The sequence below is a fragment of the Streptomyces marianii genome, assembly GCF_005795905.1.
Classification (GTDB): Bacteria; Actinomycetota; Actinomycetes; order Streptomycetales; family Streptomycetaceae; genus Streptomyces; species Streptomyces marianii.
Genome location: NZ_VAWE01000001.1, coordinates 7,724,990 through 7,745,043, shown reverse-complemented (window position 1 = coordinate 7,745,043; position 20,054 = coordinate 7,724,990). Strand labels below are relative to the sequence as shown.

The 20,054-nt window shown below is 72.3% G+C and carries 17 protein-coding genes and 1 pseudogene; 13 read left to right on the top strand and 5 right to left on the bottom strand.

What is annotated here, in order from left to right:
- Positions 1-6: 6 nt before the first annotated feature.
- The 4 genes from FEF34_RS34980 (at position 7) to FEF34_RS34965 (ending at position 3,995) form a co-directional block, all read left to right on the top strand.
- Complete coding sequence (locus FEF34_RS34980; RefSeq protein WP_138056741.1) at positions 7-1,377, top strand: ABC transporter permease subunit; 1,371 nt, start codon at positions 7-9, stop codon at positions 1,375-1,377.
- Positions 1,374-2,288 carry a carbohydrate ABC transporter permease gene (locus FEF34_RS34975; protein ID WP_234042673.1) on the top strand — a complete coding sequence of 305 codons (915 nt, stop codon included), beginning with the start codon at positions 1,374-1,376 and terminating at the stop codon, positions 2,286-2,288. The genes FEF34_RS34980 and FEF34_RS34975 overlap by 4 nt, the downstream gene beginning before the upstream one ends.
- 310 nt (positions 2,289-2,598) lie before the next feature.
- Entirely contained in the window at positions 2,599-3,588 is a 990-nt protein-coding gene (locus FEF34_RS34970) for a glycosyltransferase family 2 protein (protein ID WP_138056740.1), read from the top strand.
- Complete coding sequence (locus FEF34_RS34965; RefSeq protein WP_138056739.1) at positions 3,585-3,995, top strand: GtrA family protein; 411 nt, start codon at positions 3,585-3,587, stop codon at positions 3,993-3,995. Before FEF34_RS34970 ends, FEF34_RS34965 begins: the two co-directional genes overlap by 4 nt.
- Here FEF34_RS34965 and FEF34_RS34960 read toward each other — a convergent pair.
- The 5 genes from FEF34_RS34960 to FEF34_RS34940 form a co-directional block, all read right to left on the bottom strand.
- Positions 3,970-5,502 carry a DUF6056 family protein gene (locus FEF34_RS34960; protein WP_138056738.1) on the bottom strand — a complete coding sequence of 511 codons (1,533 nt, stop codon included), beginning with the start codon at positions 5,500-5,502 and terminating at the stop codon, positions 3,970-3,972. The two genes, FEF34_RS34965 and FEF34_RS34960, sit on opposite strands and share 26 nt — an antisense overlap.
- A gap of 277 nt (positions 5,503-5,779) precedes the next feature.
- On the bottom strand, positions 5,780-6,694 hold the full coding sequence (locus FEF34_RS34955; RefSeq protein ID WP_138056737.1) for an amino acid ABC transporter permease: 915 nt from the start codon (positions 6,692-6,694) through the stop codon (positions 5,780-5,782).
- Positions 6,691-7,356: an amino acid ABC transporter permease gene (locus tag FEF34_RS34950; protein WP_138056736.1), complete on the bottom strand. Its 666-nt coding sequence runs from the start codon at positions 7,354-7,356 to the stop codon at positions 6,691-6,693. The genes FEF34_RS34955 and FEF34_RS34950 overlap by 4 nt, the downstream gene beginning before the upstream one ends.
- Before the next feature lie 86 nt (positions 7,357-7,442).
- Positions 7,443-8,276, bottom strand: coding sequence for a glutamate ABC transporter substrate-binding protein (locus tag FEF34_RS34945; RefSeq protein WP_138056735.1), 834 nt, complete (start codon positions 8,274-8,276; stop codon positions 7,443-7,445).
- Positions 8,277-8,352: 76 nt separating this feature from the next.
- On the bottom strand, positions 8,353-9,096 hold the full coding sequence (locus FEF34_RS34940; protein WP_407698371.1) for an amino acid ABC transporter ATP-binding protein: 744 nt from the start codon (positions 9,094-9,096) through the stop codon (positions 8,353-8,355).
- A gap of 385 nt (positions 9,097-9,481) precedes the next feature.
- Between FEF34_RS34940 and FEF34_RS34935 the strand changes: the two genes are divergently transcribed.
- From FEF34_RS34935 to FEF34_RS34895, 9 genes and pseudogenes are all read left to right on the top strand, one after another.
- The gene (locus tag FEF34_RS34935; RefSeq protein WP_138056733.1) at positions 9,482-10,009 is read left to right on the top strand and encodes a COG1361 family protein; all 528 of its coding nucleotides are present in this window, start codon (positions 9,482-9,484) and stop codon (positions 10,007-10,009) included.
- A 551-nt stretch (positions 10,010-10,560) separates the two neighbouring features.
- Positions 10,561-12,719: pseudogene (locus FEF34_RS34930) on the top strand (hypothetical protein).
- A 136-nt stretch (positions 12,720-12,855) separates the two neighbouring features.
- Positions 12,856-14,367 (top strand): GT4 family glycosyltransferase PelF, encoded by a 1,512-nt coding sequence (gene pelF / locus FEF34_RS34925; protein ID WP_138056732.1) that lies wholly within the window; start codon positions 12,856-12,858, stop codon positions 14,365-14,367.
- An 8-nt stretch (positions 14,368-14,375) separates the two neighbouring features.
- A complete protein-coding gene (locus tag FEF34_RS34920; RefSeq protein ID WP_234042671.1) occupies positions 14,376-15,749 on the top strand; it encodes a hypothetical protein in 1,374 nt (457 codons plus the stop codon).
- A gap of 173 nt (positions 15,750-15,922) precedes the next feature.
- Positions 15,923-16,924: a GDP-mannose 4,6-dehydratase gene (locus FEF34_RS34915; protein ID WP_138056730.1), complete on the top strand. Its 1,002-nt coding sequence runs from the start codon at positions 15,923-15,925 to the stop codon at positions 16,922-16,924.
- Between the two features lie 41 nt (positions 16,925-16,965).
- Complete coding sequence (locus tag FEF34_RS34910; protein WP_138056729.1) at positions 16,966-17,679, top strand: nucleotidyltransferase family protein; 714 nt, start codon at positions 16,966-16,968, stop codon at positions 17,677-17,679.
- Between the two features lie 7 nt (positions 17,680-17,686).
- A complete protein-coding gene (locus FEF34_RS34905) occupies positions 17,687-18,601 on the top strand; it encodes an NAD-dependent epimerase/dehydratase family protein (protein ID WP_138056728.1) in 915 nt (304 codons plus the stop codon).
- Entirely contained in the window at positions 18,598-19,260 is a 663-nt protein-coding gene (locus tag FEF34_RS34900) for a spherulation-specific family 4 protein (protein WP_138056727.1), read from the top strand. Before FEF34_RS34905 ends, FEF34_RS34900 begins: the two co-directional genes overlap by 4 nt.
- Complete coding sequence (locus FEF34_RS34895) at positions 19,257-20,051, top strand: endo alpha-1,4 polygalactosaminidase (protein WP_138056726.1); 795 nt, start codon at positions 19,257-19,259, stop codon at positions 20,049-20,051. The genes FEF34_RS34900 and FEF34_RS34895 overlap by 4 nt, the downstream gene beginning before the upstream one ends.
- Positions 20,052-20,054: the final 3 nt, after the last annotated feature.

Genomic DNA, 20,054 nt, shown 5'->3' with positions numbered 1-20,054 from the left:
CATCCCATGACCGCAGTCACCACACAGGCCGCCCCGTCCGCGGGGCGGCCCCGGCCGACGAAGGCCGCGGATCCCCGGCACAGCGCCCGGCGGCGCCGGCGGATCGTCGCCCTGGCCTTCGTGCTCCCGGCGCTGCTGCTGCTCGGCGCGCTCGTCGTCTACCCGGTGCTGTTCTCGATGGGGCGCAGCTTCTTCGACGCCTCCGGCACCCGGTTCGTCGGCGCGGGCAACTACACCGAGATGTTCCGCGATCCCGCCACGCTCAAGGCCGTCCGCAACAGCGCCATCTGGGTCGTCGTCGCGCCGACCCTGCTCACCGGACTCGGGCTGATCCTGGCCGTCCTGGTGGAGAAGGTCCGCTGGGCCACGGCGTTCAAGCTGCTGCTGTTCATGCCGATGGCGGTCTCCTTCCTCGCCGCCGGCATCATCTTCCGGCTCGCCTACGAGGAGGACCCGGACAAGGGCGTGCTCAACGCGGCCGTGGTCGGCGTGCACGACGCCTTCGAGGGCTCGTCGCCGTACCCGACCGCGCGCGCCAGGGACGGACAGGGCCTCGCCGAGGGGCCCGACGGGTCCTACGCCACGACCGGGGCGGCCTCACCGGGAGACGTGCTCACGCTCGGGCTCGTCGGGGTGAAGCCCGCGGAGATCCCCCAGGAGGCGCGCCCCGCGCACGGGGCGGCGCAGAAGAAGGCGGGCGCCGATGAGCTGTCCGGCGTCGTCTATCTGGACTTCACCCCCGGCGGAGGCGGTGAGCAGGGCACGGTCGACCGCACCGAGAGCGGGCTGCCGAGGATGACCGTCGAGGCGGTCCGGGACGGCAGGACCGTCGCCTCCGCCACCACCGCGGCCGACGGCTCCTTCGCCTTCCGGGACCTGGAGCCCGGCTCCTACACGGTGCGGCTGCCCGCGGCGAACTTCGCGCCGCCCTACGAGGGGGTCTCCTGGCTCGGGCCCGCGCTGGTCACCCCGGCCATCATCGGCGCCTACCTGTGGATCTGGACGGGGTTCGCCATGGTTCTCATCGGCGCCGGGCTGTCCTCGCTGCCGCGCGACGCGCTCGAGGCGGCCCGGATGGACGGGGCCAACGAGTGGCAGGTGTTCCGCCGGATCACCGTCCCACTGCTCGCACCGATCCTGACCGTGGTCTTCGTGACGCTGGTGATCAATGTGATGAAGGTCTTCGACCTCGTCTACATCATCGCGCCCGGGCCGGTGCAGGAGGACGCCACGGTACTGGCGACGCAGATGTGGCTGGTGTCCTTCGGCGGCGGCAACGACCAGGGGCTCGGCAGCGCGCTCGGCGTCCTGCTCCTGCTGCTGGTGATCCCCGCCATGGTCTTCAACGTCCGCCGCTTCCGCAGGAGTCAGTCATGAGCGCCACCCCCACCGGCCCCGCCGCCGTGCAGGAGCCGGCCGCCACCGGCGGGACGGCACGGGCGAAGTCCGGCGGCCGGCTCGGCCGCTGGCTCGGCAACGGCGTGGTCCAGGCCCTCCTGGTGGTGATCGGCCTGGTCTGGATCACCCCGCTCGCAGGTCTGCTGCTGTCCTCGCTGCGCACGCCCCAGGACAACGCGAGCAGCGGCTGGTGGACCACGCTGACCAGCCCGGGGCAGCTCTCCTTCGACAACTACACGGCGCTGCTGGGGAACGCGGGCATCACCCAGGCGTTCTGGAACACCGTGCTGATCTCGGTGCCGGCGACCGCCCTGGTCATCGTGCTCGCTGCGCTCGCCGGATACGCCTTCGCCTGGCTGGAGTTCCCTGGCCGGGACTGGATCTTCCTGCTCGTGGTGGCACTGCTGGTGGTTCCGGTCCAGGTGGGTCTGCTGCCGGTCGCCAAACTCTTCGGTCAGCTGGGGCTGTTCGGCACGATTCCCGGTGTGGTGCTGTTCCACGTGGCCTACGGGCTGCCCTTCGCCGTCTTCCTGCTGCGGAACTACTTCGCGGACATCCCGCGGGAGATGCTGGAGGCGGCGCGGATGGACGGCGGCAGCGAGTGGCGGATCTTCACCCGGCTGGTGCTGCCGGTGGGGCGTCCGGCCATCGCGAGTCTGGCGATCTTCCAGTTCCTGTGGGTCTGGAACGACATGCTCGTGGCGCTGCTCTTCGCGGACAGTTCTTCGCAGCCTCTCACGGTGGAACTCCAGTCGCAGGTACGGCAGTTCGGCAGCAACATCGACGTGCTGGCGCCCGGCGCGTTCCTGTCGCTGGTCGTGCCCGTGGTGGTCTTCTTCGCCTTCCAGCGGCACTTCGTCCAGGGAGTGATGGCCGGTTCGGTCAAGTGAGCCGGACCTCCGGGCGCGGCCGGTCCTCGTACGCATGACGTGCGGAGGCCGGCCGCGCCCGTACGTGCCGTCCGTGGCGGGGCCGGGGCGACGGCGAGCCGGCCCGACCGGTCCGGTCTCCGGGTGTCCTCCGCCGCCGCACCTGATCCCGACTCCGTACGCCGAACGCGGGCACGCCGGAACTACGTGGCGGCGGGACGGCGGGGCATCCACGACTCCCGCACGACACCACTCCGGCGATCGCGCCCCGACACACTCGTGCGGAGTAGGTACCGCGGTCGGACGCCCCATTCCGCGTTCCACTGGAGGCATGCCACATCCCCAGCTGACGGTCGTCGTCCCCTGCTTCGACGAGAGCGAGGTGATCGACGCCTTCCACGCGGCGCTGGTCGCCGCGCTGGAGCCGACCGGGGAGCGCTTCGAGATCTGCTACGTCGACGACGGGAGCGGCGACGGGACCGCCGACCGGCTGAGGGCGCTCGCGGCGGCTTCGCCGCACGTGCGCTACTCGTCCTTCAGCCGCAACTTCGGCAAGGAGGCCGCACTGCTCGCCGGGATGCGGATGGCCCGGGGCGACGCGGTGGTGCTCATGGACGCCGATCTGCAGCATCCCCCCGAGCTGGTGCCCCGGATGCTGGAGCTGTACCGGCACGGCTACGACCAGGTCGTCGCCCGTCGTGACCGCACGGGCGAGGGCGCCGTTCGGTCGGCGCTGAGCCGGGCGTACTACCGGATGGTGCGGCATTTCATGGACGTGGAGATCGCGGACGGTGAGGGCGACTTCCGGTTGCTGTCACGCCGCGCCGTCGAGGCCGTGCTGTCGCTCCCGGAGAGCAACCGCTTCTCCAAGGGGCTCTTCTCCTGGATCGGGTTCCCGACGGCCGGCTTCACCTACCGCAACGTGGAACGGGTCGCGGGCAGTTCCAAATGGGGCGGCAGACGCCTGCTCGACTACGGCATCGACGGACTGCTGTCCTTCAACACCCGTCCGCTGCGCCTGGCGATCCACACCGGTCTCTGGCTCTTCCTGTCCGCCCTGGGCTACGCGGTGTGGATCGTCGCGAACGCGGTGCTCGACGGCGTCGAGACACCCGGGTACGCGACGCTCATCACCGCCATCGTCGGCCTGAGCGGCGTCCAGCTCGCGACCCTCGGCGTCATCGGCGAGTACGTCGGCCGGATCTACCACGAGGCGAAACGGCGGCCGCACTACGTCGTGGCCGAGAGCGACGCCGCCTCGCCACGTCCCGCGGACGGTGTTCCCCCGGCGTCCGCGGCGCAGTCCCGGCCCGGCCGGTGAACCCCGCCGTTCTGCGGCAGTTCGCCGCCTTCGCCGTGATCGGGGTGGTCAACACCGGGGTGTACTACGCGGTGTACGCCCTGCTCCTGCTGTGGCTGCCGTACCTGGCCGCGCACGCCCTGGCGTACGGGGTGGGCGTCACGGGCTCGTTCCTGCTCAACTCTTACGTCACCCTCCGCACCCGGCCGACGTGGCGCGGCTTCGCGCGCTATCCGCTGTCGGGGGCGGCCGGTCTCGTGGGCAGCGGCGTACTGCTCCATCTGGCCGTGAGCCGGCTGGGCATGGACGAGCATCTCGCGGCGGTCGCCGCCGGGGTTCTCGTCACCCCGCTGTCGTTCCTGGTCGCACGCTGGGCGATCACGTCCGGTGCCCGGCGGACGGTCACGGAACCCGCGTCGAGCGAGTGATCCGCTCCAGCCCGTAGTACTCGGCGACGCACCGGGCGGGCCAGGGGATGCGGCCCCCGCTGCGAAACGGTTCGAGCATCCCGGCGACCGGAGTCGGGGTGTACGGCGCCACCTCCGCCCCGCGCGCCGCCGCAGCGCGCAGCGCCCTGTCCTGACGGTCCCACTGCCCGGCCCGCACCGCCATGTCCTGACCCAGGTGGTGCAGCGGCAGTCCCAGCCCCACGACGGACGCGCTGTAGAGCCCCGCCGCAGCGGCTGCGGCCGTCACCACCGCCCACGGCCGGGCGCCGCGCCCGCGCAGCGCCCGGCCCAGGAGGGCGCCGAGGCCGGTGAGTACCAGGACGTACAGGAGCAGGTAGTCGTTCCAGGTACGGGCGGCGGTCACGACGCGCGGGCCGAAGACCGGGTAGGTGACGACGGTGCAGAGATAGCCGGAGACCAGGACGGCGAGCACACCCGCACAGGCGAGCGGCAGCGGACGGCACGGGCGGAGCACGGCCGGGCCGGTGCCGGTGCGGGCGGGACGGACGAGCAGGCCGAGCAGGACTCCGGCAGCGAGGACTCCCCCGTACTCCCAGGTCGTCAGGACGGTCTCCGTGATCCGGGCGAAACCGCGGGCCGAGGCGAGCAGGGAGTCCGGCGCCAGGATCGAAGTGGTCTCGGCGCCGAAGCGTTCGCGCCTGCGGAGGGAGCCCGGCGAGGTCATCAGCACGGCGGTGCCGACCGCGATCCCGGCCGCGCCGGTCAGCGCCCATGTCCGCAGGAAGGGCCACACCCGGTCGGTGACGAGCCGGCGGCCGAACAGCAGCAGTCCCCCGAGGACCACCAGCGCCACGACCGAGGTCTCCTCGGAGAGGGTGCCGGTGAAGGCCCCGGCGGCAGCCGCGACGGCCAGGGCGGCGACACGGCCGCGCCGCGTCCCGGCGGCCAGCGCCGGGAGGACGGCGGCGCAGGCCAGCGCGGGGGCCACGGTGTGCGAGACGGAGCCCGCCGGCCAGTAGAGGGTCTTGTAGGTGTTGGGGGTCGCGAGGAGGAAGACCGCGGTGGCCATCGCGGCGACGAGCGTCGCGAACCCGTGCGGCACCGACTGGCGGGCGCGGCGCAGCACCAGGACGACGAGGGCCCACAGCACGGCCAGGACGAACAGCGCGCTCAGGGCCGCGTACCACTGGTGGCCCGCCACGGGGAACCGGGCGTACAACCCGACGAGGAGGCCGTTGCCGACTCGGCCGTTGTCGGTGACGTAGAACTTCCCGATCATTCCGCCGATGCCCTGGTCGCGCACCACGGGCAGGAAGCACCACTCGTCGGCGCTGGGGCGCACATGGCGTCCGAGCCAGGCGGCCGTCGCCAGCAGCGCGAGCGGCAGCGCGGCGAGGAGCGAGGCACCGGCGGTGGCGGTGGCGGGGGAGGGAAGCCGCCACCGGCCGCCCCTCCCCCGGCCGTGCTGCCCTGAGGGGTCACCCGGTTCCCGCGGAACGGTCATATGAGATGCACCGACGGCCATGTCCGTGACTAGTTGCACGGGCGCCGGTCCGCCCAACCGCCCCGCGGTCATCCGGAGCAGCAAGAAGCCCCGATGGGATCCGGGACGGCGCGACGGTCGCGTGTCGCCTTGCCGGGGGCGGCTCCTGATGGTTGCGGCGGTTTCGGGAAGCCGGGCGCAGGGGATTCGACGACCGGTGCACGGCACCTGCGGAAGTATGCGCGGCGGGCCGGGAAGCCGGGCTCGGCGGTTCACCCCGGCCCCTTCCCGGGCGCGGCACGGATCGGCGGACCGCGCGTCAGGACTGTTCCGGCGGCTTCGGCTTGTGTCCCATGTGCTCGCCCGGCGTCGCCAGCACCTCTACCGCGTCCGCGGCCACCACCGCGCCGGTGGACTTCCTGCCGCGCCGGAGCCGGCTCTCCAGCCGGGCCGCGAACGAGGTGAGCGCGAAGTTCAGCACGATGAAGATCACGGCGACGACGGTGAAGCTGGCGATGGTGTTGGCGCCGTAGTTGGCACTCATCGGCCGCACCGACGCCAGGAGCTCGGAGAAGCCGAGCATCGCGCCGCCCAGGGCGGTGTCCTTCACGATCACCACCATCTGGCTGACGATCGCCGGGAGCATGGCCGTCACCGACTGCGGCAGCAGCACGTAGCGCATCGTCTGGCCCTTGCGCATGCCGATCGCCCTGGCCGCGTCCGACTGACCCAGGGGCAGTGCCAGGATCCCGGCCCGGACGACCTCGGCGAGCACGGAGGAGTTGTAGAGCACCAGGCCGGTCACCACGGCGTACAGCGGCCGGGTGTCGGGGCTGATGTCGGAGAACGCGGCGTAGGCCGCGTTGGCGAACAGCATCAGGATCAGCACGGGAATGGCGCGGAAGAACTCCACCACCGCGCCCGCCGAGCCGCGCACCCACCAGTGGTCCGACAGCCGGGCGATGCCGAGGACCGCGCCGAGCGGCAGCGCGATCGCCAGTGCGAGCGCCGCTGCGACGAGTGTGTTCTCGAGCCCCGGCAGGAGATAGGTCGTCCACACCCGCGAGTCGGTGAAGAACGGCGCCCATTTGGACCATTCCAGCTGGCCCTTGCCGGCGAGGCCCGTGAGGACCCACCACGCCAGGGCGGCGAGGACGACCAGGAAGCCCAGCGTGTACAGGATGTTGCGCCGCCGGGCCCGGGGCCCCGGGACGTCGTACAGGACGGAGCTCACCGCTTCACCGCCACTTTCTTGCCGACCCAGCCGAGGAACAGTCCGGTGGGGAGGGTGAGGATGATGAAGCCCGCCGCGAAGACGGCCGAGATGAGGATGAGCTGCGCCTCGTTCTCGATCATCTCCCTCATCAGCAGCGCGGCCTCGGGGACGCCGATGGCCGCGGCCACGGTGGTGTTCTTGGTCAGGGCGATCAGCACGTTCGCGAGCGGGCCCACCACCGAGCGGAATGCCTGGGGAAGGACGACGAGCGTGAGCACCTGGACGAAGCCCAGTCCGAGGGCACGCGCCGCCTCCACCTGGCCCACGGGCACGGTGTTGATGCCCGACCGCAGTGCCTCGCAGACGAAGGCCGACGTGTAGGCGATCAGCCCGAGCACGGCGAGCCGGAAGTTGATCACGGTGAAGGTGTCGGCGCCGAGGCTGACACCCAGGGTCTGGAACAGCCCGAGGGACGTGAAGACGATGATCACGGTGAGCGGGATGTTCCGGACCACGTTGACGTACCCGGTACCGAAGCCGCGCATCACGGGCACCGGGCTGACCCGCATCGCGGCCAGCGCGGTGCCCCAGACCAGGGATCCGATCGCGGACCAGAGGGTGAGCTGGATGGTCGTCCAGAACGCCCCGAGCACGTCGTACCCCTGCAGGAAGTCGAACACGGTTACGCCTCGGTGACGTCGTCTCGGTGGTCTCGGTCGTCTCGGTCGTCTCGGTGGTATCGGTGGTCTTGTTCGCCTCGATGGCCTCAGCCGACGAAGACGCCGATCCGCGGCGGGGGTTCGCTGCGGTAGCCGGCCGGTCCGAAGTTGGCCTCCACCGCCTTCTGCCAGGAGCCGTCCTCGACCATCTTCTGCAAGGCGGCGTTGATCTTGTTCCTGAGGTCGGTGTCGCCCTTCTTCACTCCGATCCCGTAGAACTCGTCGCTCAGCTTGAAGCCGCCCAGCCGGAACTTGCCCTTGAACTGGTCCTGCGCGGCGTAACCGGCGAGGATCGCGTCGTCGGTCGTCAGCGCGTCGATCGTCTTGTTCTCCAGGCCCGTCAGGCATTCGGAGTAGCCGCCGTACTCCTGCAGCTGGGCCTGCGGTGCGATCTTCGTCTTGACGTTCTGCGCCGAGGTGGAGCCGGTGACCGAGCAGAGCTTCTTGTCGTTCAGGTCGGACGGCTTGGCGATGGACTCGTCGCCGGCCCGGACGAGCACGTCCTGGTGCGCCAGGAAGTACGGCCCGGCGAAGTCGACCTTCTTGCGGCGCTCGTCGTTGATCGAGTACGAGGCCGCGATGAAGTCGACGTCGCCGCGCTGGAGCAGCGTCTCGCGGTCGGCGCTCTTGGCCTCCTTGAAGACGATGTCGGACGGGGCGTAACCGAGCTGCCGGGCCACGTACCGGGCCACGTCGACGTCGAATCCCTCGTAGCCGCCGTCCGGCGTCTTCAGTCCGACCCCGGGCTGGTCGAACTTGATTCCGACGGTGATCTCCTTCCCGTCGTCCGAACCGCCACCGCCGTCCGAACCGCAGGCCGTGACGGCGAGTGAGAGCGCTAGCACCGCGGCGGCCGCGGCGGAGACCTTGCGAGGCATCATGGTGATCATCCCTGGGGATCGCTGGGTGGTACGTGTTCCCGGCACGTCGCGCGCGGGCGCCGCGGGCGCCGGGGCCTCAGTGGTGGAGGATCTTCGAGAGGAAGTCCTTGGCTCGGTCGGTACGGGGGTTGGTGAAGAACTCTTCGGGTGTGGTCTCCTCCACGATCCTGCCGTCGGCCATGAACACCACGCGGTTGGCGGCCGAACGGGCGAATCCCATCTCATGAGTGACGACCACCATGGTCATCCCGTCCCTGGCGAGCTGCCGCATGACCTCCAGCACCTCGTTGATCATCTCCGGGTCCAGGGCGGAGGTCGGCTCGTCGAACAGCATGATCTTCGGATCCATGGCGAGCGCTCGGGCGATCGCCACCCGCTGCTGCTGTCCGCCGGAGAGCTGGGCAGGGTACTTGTCGGCCTGCGTCCCCACGCCCACGCGGTCCAGAAGCGCGCGGGCCCGCTCCTCGGCACTCCTCCGGTCCTTCCCGCGGACCTTGATCTGGCCGAGGGTCACGTTCTGCAGGACGGTCTTGTGCGCAAAGAGGTTGAACGACTGGAAGACCATGCCGACATCGGCGCGCAGCCTGGCGAGTTCCCGGCCCTCGGCAGGCAGGGGCCGGCCGTCGATGGCGATCTCGCCGGAGTCGACGGTCTCCAGGCGGTTGATGGCGCGGCAGAGCGTGGACTTGCCTCCCCCGGAGGGGCCGATGACGACCACCACCTCGCCGCGGTCGACGGTCAGGTTGATGTCCCGCAGGACGTGCAGCGGGCCGAAGTGCTTGTCGACGTGGTGCAGCTCGACCAGCGCACGGCTGCTCATGCCCGGGTTGAAGGGTTCCTTGCTCACGGCCGCTCCGCTCATCGGCTTCATCGTCCGTCCACTCCGGCCGGGCCGCACTCCGGGGGCCGCCGTGCCGGCGCGGCGGCCCCCGGAGTGCGGCCCGCCTCCGGAGCCCGGTGGTGAGGACGCCCCACCGCGGAACAGGCCATTGTCGTACTCCCGTTGAGTGACGTCGCGGACACGGTGAGCGACCGGATGCGGAGGATGCGAGCACCGGCAATGTCCGGCGCATATGCACCCAGGCGGACGCAGGATTCGGACCGCCGGGCCCGCGCAGGTCCACGACGGTTTCACGCCGGGGGGCGCCCGCCCGGCGCGGAGCGGGGCAGACGGGGCCGCCGGCGCTCTCCTAACCTCCCGGCCCATGCGCATCACACACTTGAGACGCCTCGGCCAGTCGGCCGCTCTCGCCACGGCCCTCGTCTGCCTCGGCGCGGCGCAGCCCGCCGCGGCCGACACCCCGGACCTGGCCTTCACCGTCGACCAGCCGGAGACCACGCCGGGCTCCACCGTGTCGCTGACGATGACCCTGACCAACAACCAGTCGACGGACATCTGGTTCGTGTACCAGTCGGTGCAGCCGACCTGGGCGACGACCCAGCGCAAGGACCTCAAGTACAACTTCGTCTCGTGCACCGCCCAGGGCGCCGTCTGTTCGGGTACCGGCTCGACCGCCCTCGGCGTGAACTACGAGATCCCGCTGGCCCCCGGCACCTCCCGGACCGTCACCCTGACGTACCAGGTCGCGGCCGACTCCGGCTGCAACGGAACCATCGGCTTCTACTCCTACCTGTACTACGAGTACGACAACGGGCAGCGCACCAAGGACGGCATCCACAACACTCCGGAGACCCGGGTGGCCTGCGCCCCCGCGGAGCCCGCCGCCTCCTGACGGCCCGGGCACCCGGCACCCCCGCCGGGCCCCCCTACCTCCCTCCCCAACCTGCCCCACCTCCCCGACCTCCCCGACCTCCCCGGGACACCGCGGCGGCCGCCGGACGCACTCGCGACGGCGGCCGTCGGCGGCCGTACGGGCATGGTTTCGAGCGGCGGCGGCCCACCGGCAGGACGCGCCCCCGCGCGCGTCGGGGCCCGGCGGGCGCCGATCACACTCCCGCGCGTACGCGCGGGCACCCAACCCGATCGGCGCCGGCACACCCCTGGCCGAAAATACTCATCCGCCACGGCCGGCGCCTTGTCCGCCCGACCGGCGACTGCAAGCGTTTACCCGCCGCGCCCGCCCGGCCCCCTGGCGGACGAGCCGCTCCCGCCCATCGCCGACTTCTGTGGGACACCTGTGCTTTTCCGTCAATTTTCACCGTAGGCGCACAGAACCCACACAGAGCCTCCACTATGTCTCGGGACAGGGCACAACGGCACGGCGTTTCCGGGGGGAGCCGCCGCTTCGTCGTGCCGGGGGGTCAGGGGGAGGGACACCACCGCATGAAGCGGATCCGCGTCCGGCGGACCATATGGACGACCGCGCTCGCCGCAGGAGCGCTCATCATCTCGCTCGGCGGACTGCCGCCTGCGCCGGCGCAGGCGGCAGAACCGGCGCCGAGGATCGACCTCCGGGTGCTGGTGGTCTCCGACGGGGGGCCGGCAACGGCCGCGATCGCCGCGGAACTCGACAGCACGGGCACCCCGTACACCGTGGTCGACCTCGCGGACGAGAGCCGGCCCGTCATCGACGCCGCCTTCCTCGCGGACGAGGTCGACGGCCGCCCCCGCGCCAGGTACCAGGCCGTGGTGCTGCCCAACGACCAACCGTTCCCGGCCGGTTCGCAGGAGATGGCCGCCCTGGCGGCCTACGAGCGGACCTACGCGATCCCGCAGGTCGACGCGTACACCTACGCCCGGCCGCAGGCGGGGCTGGAGTACCCCGTGAACGGCGGGTACGCGGGGCCCGTGGACGGCATCACCGCACAGGTGACCGCGGCCGGGAAGGCCGGGCCCTTCGGCTATCTCGACGGCGCCTTCACCTTCGAGGACAACGACCCCGCGGTGGACGAGAGCTGGGGCTTCCTCTCCCGGCCGCGGGTGGGCGCCGACTTCACCACCTACGTCGACGCGCCCCTCCCGGGGGAACCGCCCGGGGCTCGCTCGTCGGCGAGTACCGCCACGACGGCCGCCGCGAACTGGTGGTCACCTTCGTGGCCAACCAGTACCAGCAGCAGTTCCGCCTGCTCGCCCGGGGGATCGTCGACTGGATGACCCAGGGCACGCGCCTGGGCACCTCCCGCAACTGGTTCTCGGTCCACGTCGACGACGTCTTCGCCGCCGACGACCGCTGGGACACCGAGCTCAACTGCACACCGGGTGACGTCGACTGCCTGCCCGGTCAGGGCACGCCGAACCCGATCCGGATGACGCCCGACGACGTCGGGCGCGCGGTCGAGTGGTCGCGGTCCCGGAACTTCACCCTCGACCTCGCGTACAACGGCGGCGGCAGCGTCGAGTACCGGGAGGAGCACGACGGGGCGGATCCGCTGGCGGACCGGCTCACCGGGGACCGTGAGGCGTTCCGCTGGATCAACCACACCTACGACCACCCGTACCTGGGCTGCGAGCAGGACGTGAGTGTCGTTCCGTGGAAGTGCGCCACGAATCCGGACGGCAGCGTCCGCTACGTCGGGCGGGACGAGATATCGCGGCAGATCGCCGACAACCGCCAGTGGGCCGAGCAGGCCGGACTGCCTCTGGAGAGCGGTGAGTTGGTCACCGGGGAGCACTCCGGCCTGAAGCTGCTGCCGCAGCAGCCCGAGGACAACCCCCACCTCGCCCCGGCGCTCGCGGACAACGGCATCGCCTGGCTCGCCTCGGACAACTCCCGTGATCCGGTGCAGCGGCAGGTCGGCCCCGCGCTCACCGTCTCGCGCCACCCGATGAACGTGTTCTACAACGTGGGCCGGGCCGCGGAGCAGGTCGACGAGTACAACTGGATCTACACCAGCAGGGCCCAGGGCGGCAGCGGCATCTGCGAGGACTCGGCCACGACCACCTGTCTCGACGCGCCGCTCGACCCCGCTACGGGCTACTCGGAGCACATCGTGCCGCTCGAGGCACGGATCGCCATGGGCCACGTCCTGGCCAACGATCCCCGGCCTCACTTCATCCACCAGTCGAACCTGGCCGAGGACCGCATCGCCTACCCGGTCCTGGACCGGATCCTCGACCAGTACGCGGCGCTGTACGCGGACGACACCCCGCTGGTGAACCCCAGGATGAAGGACGTCGGGGCGGAACTGCGCGAACGGGCCTCGTGGGACGGCGCGGTGAAGGCCGGTCAGGTCACCGCGTACCGGATCGGTGACACGGTCACCGTCACGGCTCCGGCGGGTACGGCCGTCCGCGCCACCATGCCGGCGGGGACCACCCGGGTACTCCCGGCCGGACCGGCGGCCTTCGGGGAGCCGTACGCGGGCACCGTCTCCGGCAGCGTGCCGCTCGCTCCCGGCCAGGAGGGCGTGACCCTCTCGCTGCCGTCGGCCCCCGAGTCCGGGAGCCCGGCCGCCGGCCCCGGCCGGGCCACGGCGCCCGCTCCCGACGGTCCGGTGCCCGCGGGCGCCGCTCGCCCCGTGGTCCCGGGCGCCGAGCGCTGACCCGAACGCACCGGCCGCACCAGCTCACCGCGAGGACGCGGGTTCCGGACGCCGCACGCCGTGCAGGGCGTGCGCCGTTCCCGCCGGGAACGCCCGGAACCCGCCCCGCCCCGCCCTCCTGCCGTGGAGCCCATCCATGCACGTATCGCCTCGTGCGCCGCGCCGAGACGCGGCACGCGTCACCCTCCTCACCGAAGGCACCTACCCGCACAGTCACGGCGGGGTGAGCGTCTGGTGCGACCAGCTCGTCGGCGGCATGCCCGACATCGACTTCGACATCATCGCGGTGACCGGCACCGGACGGGAGTCCGTCGCCTGGGAACTGCCCCCGCACGTGGCCGAGCCGGTCACGGTGCCCATGTGGGGTCCCGCACCCCCCGGTTCACCGCCGCGCGGCCGGCGTGAACGCCGGCTGATGGCGGCGTACGAACGCTTCCTCACGGCGTTGGTGGACCCCTCCGCCGAGGAGGGGTTCTCCCCCGCCCTGTACGAACTGGCCCACGCCGCCCGGGACGGGGCGCTCGGTCCCGCGCTGCGCGGGGACCGGGCGCTGCGTGTCCTGACCGCGGTGTGGAACCGCCGGGGCCTGGTCGTCCGGGAGGCGCGGCCCAGCCTCCACGACGCGGTCACCGCGACCGCGCTGCTGGAGCACGCCCTGCGGCCGCTCGCGGCGCGGCCGCCGGAGCGCGGAGTGGCGCACGCGGTCAGCGGCGGCGTGGCGGTGCTCCCGGGGCTGGCCGCACTCGAACTCCACGGCGTCCCCCTGCTGCTCACCGAACACGGGGTCTATCTGCGCGAACGCTATCTCGGCTACCGGACAGCCCCGTACCGCTGGCCCGTCAAGGCGGTGCTGCTCGGCTTCTTCCGGCTGCTGGCCGAGGAGAGTTACCGTCGCGCCGCCCTCGTCACGCCCGGCAACCGCTACAACCGGCTGTGGGAGGAGCAGGGCGGCGCCGATCCCCGGCTCATCCGCACCGTCTACAACGGCGTGGACCCTTCCGCCTTCCCGCCCGCGGGCCCCGAACCGCAGGGCCCGACGCTCAGCTGGGCGGGGCGCGTCGACCCCATCAAGGACCTGGAGACCCTGATCCAGGCGTTCGCCGAGGTCCGCGGGGCGCTTCCCGCCGCCACCCTGCGGCTGTTCGGCGGCACACCGCGGGGTGGCGAGGCGTACCGGGAGCGGTGCGAGGCACTCGCGGCCTCACTCGGCCACGGCGACGCCGTCACCTTCGAGGGCCGGGTCGACGACATCAAGGACGCGTACGCCGCTGGCAACGTGGTGATGCTGTCCAGCATCAGCGAGGGATTCCCCTTCACCCTGATCGAGGCCATGTCGTGCGGCAGGGCAACCGTGTCCACCGACGTCGGCGGCGTCCGGGAGGCGGTCGGCGACGCCGGGCTGGTCGTCCCGCCCCGCGACCCCGGGGCCATGGCCGCGGCCGCGCTGGAGCTGCTGGCCGATCCCCCGCGCCGGGCGGCGATGGGCGAGGCCGCGAGGCTGCGGGTGATCGAGCAGTTCACGCTCCGGCAGACCATCGACACCTTCCGCGCCATCTACCTGGAGCTGTCCGTCCGCGGGGTGCGACTGGCCGACCCCTGGGGCACCCCCCTCAGCGACGAGGCACCCCTGGGGAGCGTGGCCGGATGAGCGGGCCCATGGCTCTCGAACCCGACGGCGGGCAGGGCGACACGCTGGCCCTGCGTCTCGCCGCGCCGGACGCCACGCTGTCACTGCGCCTGCCCCGGCGCAGACGGACTCCGGACGACCCGGTGGACGTCCTCGCCGCCGAGCTCGCCGATCGCATCGGACCCGCGGTGCACGCGTACGAGGTCGCGGCCCTGCTGGAGTCCGAGGGCCTGACGGGCGAGCAGATCCAGGAGCGCTACGGGCGTCCCGATCTGTTCTCGCTCGCCGCCGATCTGTACGGGCGGGTGCCGCGCAGTTTCCCCGAGCCCCCGCGCGGGCCGGATCCCTGGGCGCCCGACCACGTCCGGTGTGCCCTGCGCGGGGCGCTGTTCGCCCTGCCTGGCCTGGCCTACCTGCTGACCGCCGGCCTGTGGCACTCGCCCCGGGGGGTGTACGCGCTCGTGGTCGCGGGCCTGCTGTCGTGGGCCTGGGGCCAGGCGCTCAGCCACCGGGCGTATCTGCGGCTGACGGCGGGGCCGCGGCAGGCGGGCCGGACGCTGCTCGTGGGCGCGCCCTCGGGTGCTCTGCTCGCCACGGCGGCCGCCCTCGCGGTGGCGGGGCCGGGGCCCGCCGCGCTGTTCGGCGCAGGGCAGTCGCTGTACCTCGCGGCGGCCGCAGTGCTCCTGGTCCGTGGACGGGAACGGCTGCTGCTCGGCACGCTCGCCCCCCTGGCCGCCGGCGCGGCGGTGCTGCCGTGGTGGGACCCGGGCCCGCTGCCTCGGATCGCGCTGCCGGTGCTGACGGTGGTGCTGGCCGTCGCCGTCGCCGGCCGCGAGATCCGGGGGATGCTCGGTGCGGAGAAGGCGTCCGGTGGCGCCACCACGCCGCGGCTGCTCGGCTCGTTGCCGTACGGGCTGTTCGGTCTGGCCGCGGGCGCGCTGGTGATGTCCCTGGGGCAGCGTCAGCCCTGGGCCGTGGTCGTGCTCACCGTCAGCATGGGGCCCGCGGAGTGGCTGCTGTACCGCTACCGGGGGCTGTCGGTGGCAGCGCTGCGGGCCTCGGCGGACGAGGCCGGGTTCCGGCTGCGGTCCGCCCGGACGCTCGCGCTGTGTATGGGCGGCTATCTGCTGCCGCTCGTCCCGGCGGCGCTGTTCACCGGCGCCGAACCGGCGCCCCTGCTGACCCTCGCCGCACTGCTGTGGGCCGCGCTGCTGCTTCAGGCGTTCGGACTGGCCTGGCTCCCGGCCGTGGTATCGCTCACCGCGGCCGCCGGGGTGGCCGCGGTGACCCTGCTCGGCGGCCCACTGAGCGCCGCTCCGCTGCTGATCGGCTGTGGCACCGCCGCCGGGGTCCTCGTCACCGCCGTCCTGTGGTGTCTGGGCAGGCCCACTGCGCACTCCTGAACCCGCCGTCCACCGCTCGTGCCGCTCGTACCCCTCGTGCCGCTCGCGGCAACCGCCCGGCCAGGCCCCCGGGTTCCGGGTCCCCGGCTCCGGCCCGCTTCCGTCCACCGCTCGCACACCACCACCCGCACACCATCGCGCCTTGCAGCGAACCTCCTTGAAAGGAACGACAGTTGACATCCGCACCGCTCGCCGCCGTCACCGGAGCCGAGGGCTTCATCGGCTCCCATCTGACCGAGGCCCTCGTCGCCTCGGGACACCGTGTCCGTGCGATGGCGCAGTACAACTCCTTCTCCTCCTTCGGCTGGCTGGAGACACTGCCGCAGGACGTGCTCGACCAGGTCGAGATCGTGCTCGGTGACGTCCGTGACCCCGGCTCGGTCCGCGGGCTCGCCGAAGGGGCCGATGCCGTCTACCACTTGGCGGCGCTGATCGCGATTCCCTACTCCTACCGCGCCCCCCACAGCTATGTGGACACCAACGTCACGGGCACGCTCAACGTGCTGGAGGCCGTGCGGGCCCTTCAGACCCCGCGGCTGGTGCACACCTCCACCAGCGAGACGTACGGGACCGCGCAGACCGTGCCGATCACCGAGGACCACCCGATCAACACCCAGTCCCCGTACGCGGCTTCGAAGGCCGGCGGGGACCGGCTGGCCGACAGCTACCACGCCAGTTTCGGCACACCGGTGGTCACCCTGCGGCCCTTCAACACCTTCGGCCCCCGCCAGTCGATGCGGGCCGTCATCCCGACCGTCATCGGGCAGGTCGCCGCCGGGGAGCGTACGATCACTCTCGGCGACCTCCGGCCCACACGCGACTTCACCTACGCCACGGACACGGCCGCGGCGTTCCTCGCCGTGGGCACCGCACCGGCCGACGCCGTCGTGGGCCGGACCTTCAACGCCGGTACCGGCGGCGAGATCTCGGTCGGCGACCTGGTGCGCCTCGTCGGCAAGGTGATGGACACCGAACTCGACGTCCGGGAGGACGAGCAGCGCATCCGGCCCGCGAACTCCGAGGTGATGCGGCTGGTCGCGGACGCGACCCGGCTGCGGGAGGCGACCGGGTGGGCTCCCGCCCTCGACCTGGAGCAGGGACTGGCACGGACGGTGGAGTTCTTCCGCGACCCCGCCAACCTCTCCCGCTACAAGACCGGCATCTACAACATCTGACCCGGCGGACCACCGACCACCGTACTCACAGGGGGCTACCCGTGCACGCAGTGATTCTCGCCGGAGGCAAGGGCATCCGGCTGCGCCCGTACACCACCGCACTGCCCAAACCGCTCGTCCCGATCGGCGACCGGCACGCGATCCTGGAGATCGTACTGCGTCAGCTGGCGGCGAGCGGCTTCACGAGCTGCACCATCGCCGTCGGCCATCTCGGCCACATCATCCGCGCCTACGTCGGCAGCGGTACCCGATGGGGGCTGAGCATCGACTACGCGACCGAGGAGAACCCGCTGGGCACCATGGGCCCGCTGCTGACGATGCGCGACCGGCTGCCGGAGTCGTTCCTCGTCATGAACGGGGACATCCTCACCGACCTCGACTTCGCCGAGGTCCTGGGCCGGCACCGCACGAGCGGGTCGGCGCTGACCATCGCCACGTACGCCCGCAAGGTGCACATCGACTTCGGGGTGCTCACCACGGACGCCGGGAGGGTGGTCGGCTTCGCCGAGAAACCGTCCATGGACTACCGCGTCTCCATGGGCGTGTACGGGCTGTCCCGTGACACGCTCGACGGATACACCGCCGGGCTGCCGCTCGGCTTCGACGAACTCGTCCTGGACCTGCTGAAGGCCGGGAACCCGCCGGGGGCCTACGAGTTCGACGGCTACTGGCTCGACATCGGCCGGCCGGACGACTACGACCGGGCCAACGCCGAGTTCACCACCCACCAGTCACTGCTGCTCAAGGGAGCCTGAACACCCCATGCGCATCCTCGTCCTGGGCCACACCGGGTACCTGGGCCGCCACGTCGCCGAACAGCTCAGCGCGCTGGGGGGCGCGCGGCTGTTCGGCGGGGGCCGGTCTCCGGACGCCGACCTCCGCGTGGACCTCGCCACGGCCGACACGGGGCGGCTGGCCGAGAGCCTCGCGGACCTCTCCCCCGACGCGGTGGTCAACTGCGCCGGGTCGCTCGGCGCCGACCCGGTGACCGATGCCGAGGTCAACGCGCGCGGCCCGGCCGTGCTGTGCGCGGCACTGCGCAAGGCCGCGCCGACCGCCCGGCTGGTGCACCTCGGTTCGGCGGCCGAGTACGGGGCGGGCGAGCCCGGCGTACCGGTCACGGAGGAGGCACCGACGCGGCCCGTGGGCTCGTACGGCGCCACCAAACTGGCCGGGACGGTGGCCGTCGCATCGTCGGGCCTCGACGCGGTCGTGCTGCGCGTGGGCAACCCGGTCGGACCGGGCGCCGCTCCGATGAGCCTGCCGGGCGGCACCGCCCTCCGGCTGCGCCGGGCGGGCGGGGACCACGACGCGGTCGTGCGGTTCGGTGACCTGTCCGCGCATCGCGACTTCGTCGACACGCGGGACCTGGCCAGAGCGGTGGTGCTGGCGGCGACCGCCTCCGGGCCGCTGCCGCGCATCCTCAACATCGGCGGCGGCCGCGCCGTTCCGATCCGGGACCTGGTGCAGGGGCTGGTGGCCGTCGCCGGGTTCGGGGGCCGTGTCGACGAGGCCGGCATCGGGTCGGCGCGCTCCGCCGGCGTGACCTGGCAGTGCTCGGACATCACGGCGGCGCGGGACGCCCTCGGCTGGGAGCCGCGGTTCACCCTGACCGACTCCCTCAGCGCGCTGTGGGCGTCGCTCGGCGCCGACGGGGAAGCGGACCCGGTGGCATGACGCTGCTGGTCCCGCTCTATGTGCATCCCGCGGAGGACCCGGAAGCCTGGCGGCTGGTCGCGGCCGCCGGGGACCGGGTCCACGGGGTGGTGCTGAACCCGGCCGACGGCGCCGGGTCGGCGCCCGATCCCGCGTTCGTCTCCGCCGCCCGCGCCCTGCGGGAAGCGGGCACGCGCGTCCTCGGCTATGTCGACCTCGACTACGGGGTGCGCCCGGAAACGGCGGTGACCGGTGATCTGGACCGCCATCGCGAGTGGTACGACGTCGACGGCTGCTTCTTCGACCAGGTGCCCGCCGACCGGTCCGCCCTGCCCGCCTGCCGCCGTCTCGTCCGCGCCGCACGCCAGCGGGGCTGCCGCACGGTCGTCCTCAACCACGGGGTGCACCCGGCGCCGGGCTACACCCGGATCGCCGATCTGCTGGTGACGTTCGAGGGCCCCTGGCCGGTCTATCTCTCCACCTTCTCCCGACCCCGCTGGACTGCCCGGCATCCGCCCGAGCGGTTCTGCCACCTGGTGTACGAGGTGCCCACGGCACTGGCGGACGTCGCGGCCCGGGCGGCGGGCGAGCGCGGGGCCGCGGTGTACTGCGCGGTCACCGGCTCCCTGCCCAACCCCTGGGGCGCACCGCCCCCCGCCCTGTACCGGGAGGCTCCGTGAACCGCCGTCGACTCCCCGGCCTGTGCCTGCTCTTCGCCGTGCTGCTGGTGGCGGGGTGCTCCGGCGGCGCCCCACCGGATACGGACGGGGTCCGCTGGCAGCCGCGGCCCGGCACGGCGTGGCAGTGGCAGCTCGACGGCCGCGCGGACCCGTCGGCGGCGGACGTGCCCGTGTACGACATCGACGGCTTCGAGAACAGCGCCGCCGACGTCGCACGGCTGCACCGGGACGGACGCCGGGTCATCTGCTACATCAACGCCGGTGCCTGGGAGCGTTTCCGTCCCGACCAGGCGGACTTCCCGGTGTCCGTACGCGGCCGGCCGAACGGCTGGGACGGCGAGCGGTGGCTCGACATCCGCCGGCTGGACGTGCTCGGCCCCCTCATGGAGAAGCGCTTCGACATGTGCCGGGAGAAGGGCTTCGACGCGGTCGAACCCGATCTGCTGGACGCCCATCTGAACGACACCGGCTTCCCCCTGACCGCCGCCCACCAGCTCGCCTACAACCGCATGATCGCCCGTATCGCCCATGAACGCGGGCTGTCCGTCGGGTTGAAGAACGACCTGCCCCAAGTGGCCGAGCTGGTCGAGGACTTCGACTTCGCGGTCAACGAGGAGTGCGCGCAGTACGGCGAGTGCGCGAAGCTCACCCCGTTCGTCGCGGCGGGGAAGGCCGTCTTCCATGTCGAGTACGCGCTGCCCAACCGGGACTTCTGCGCGGAGTCCCGCCGGCTGGGACTGTCCTCCATGCGCAAGCGGCTGGAGCTGGACGCATGGCGCCGCCCGTGCTGAGCC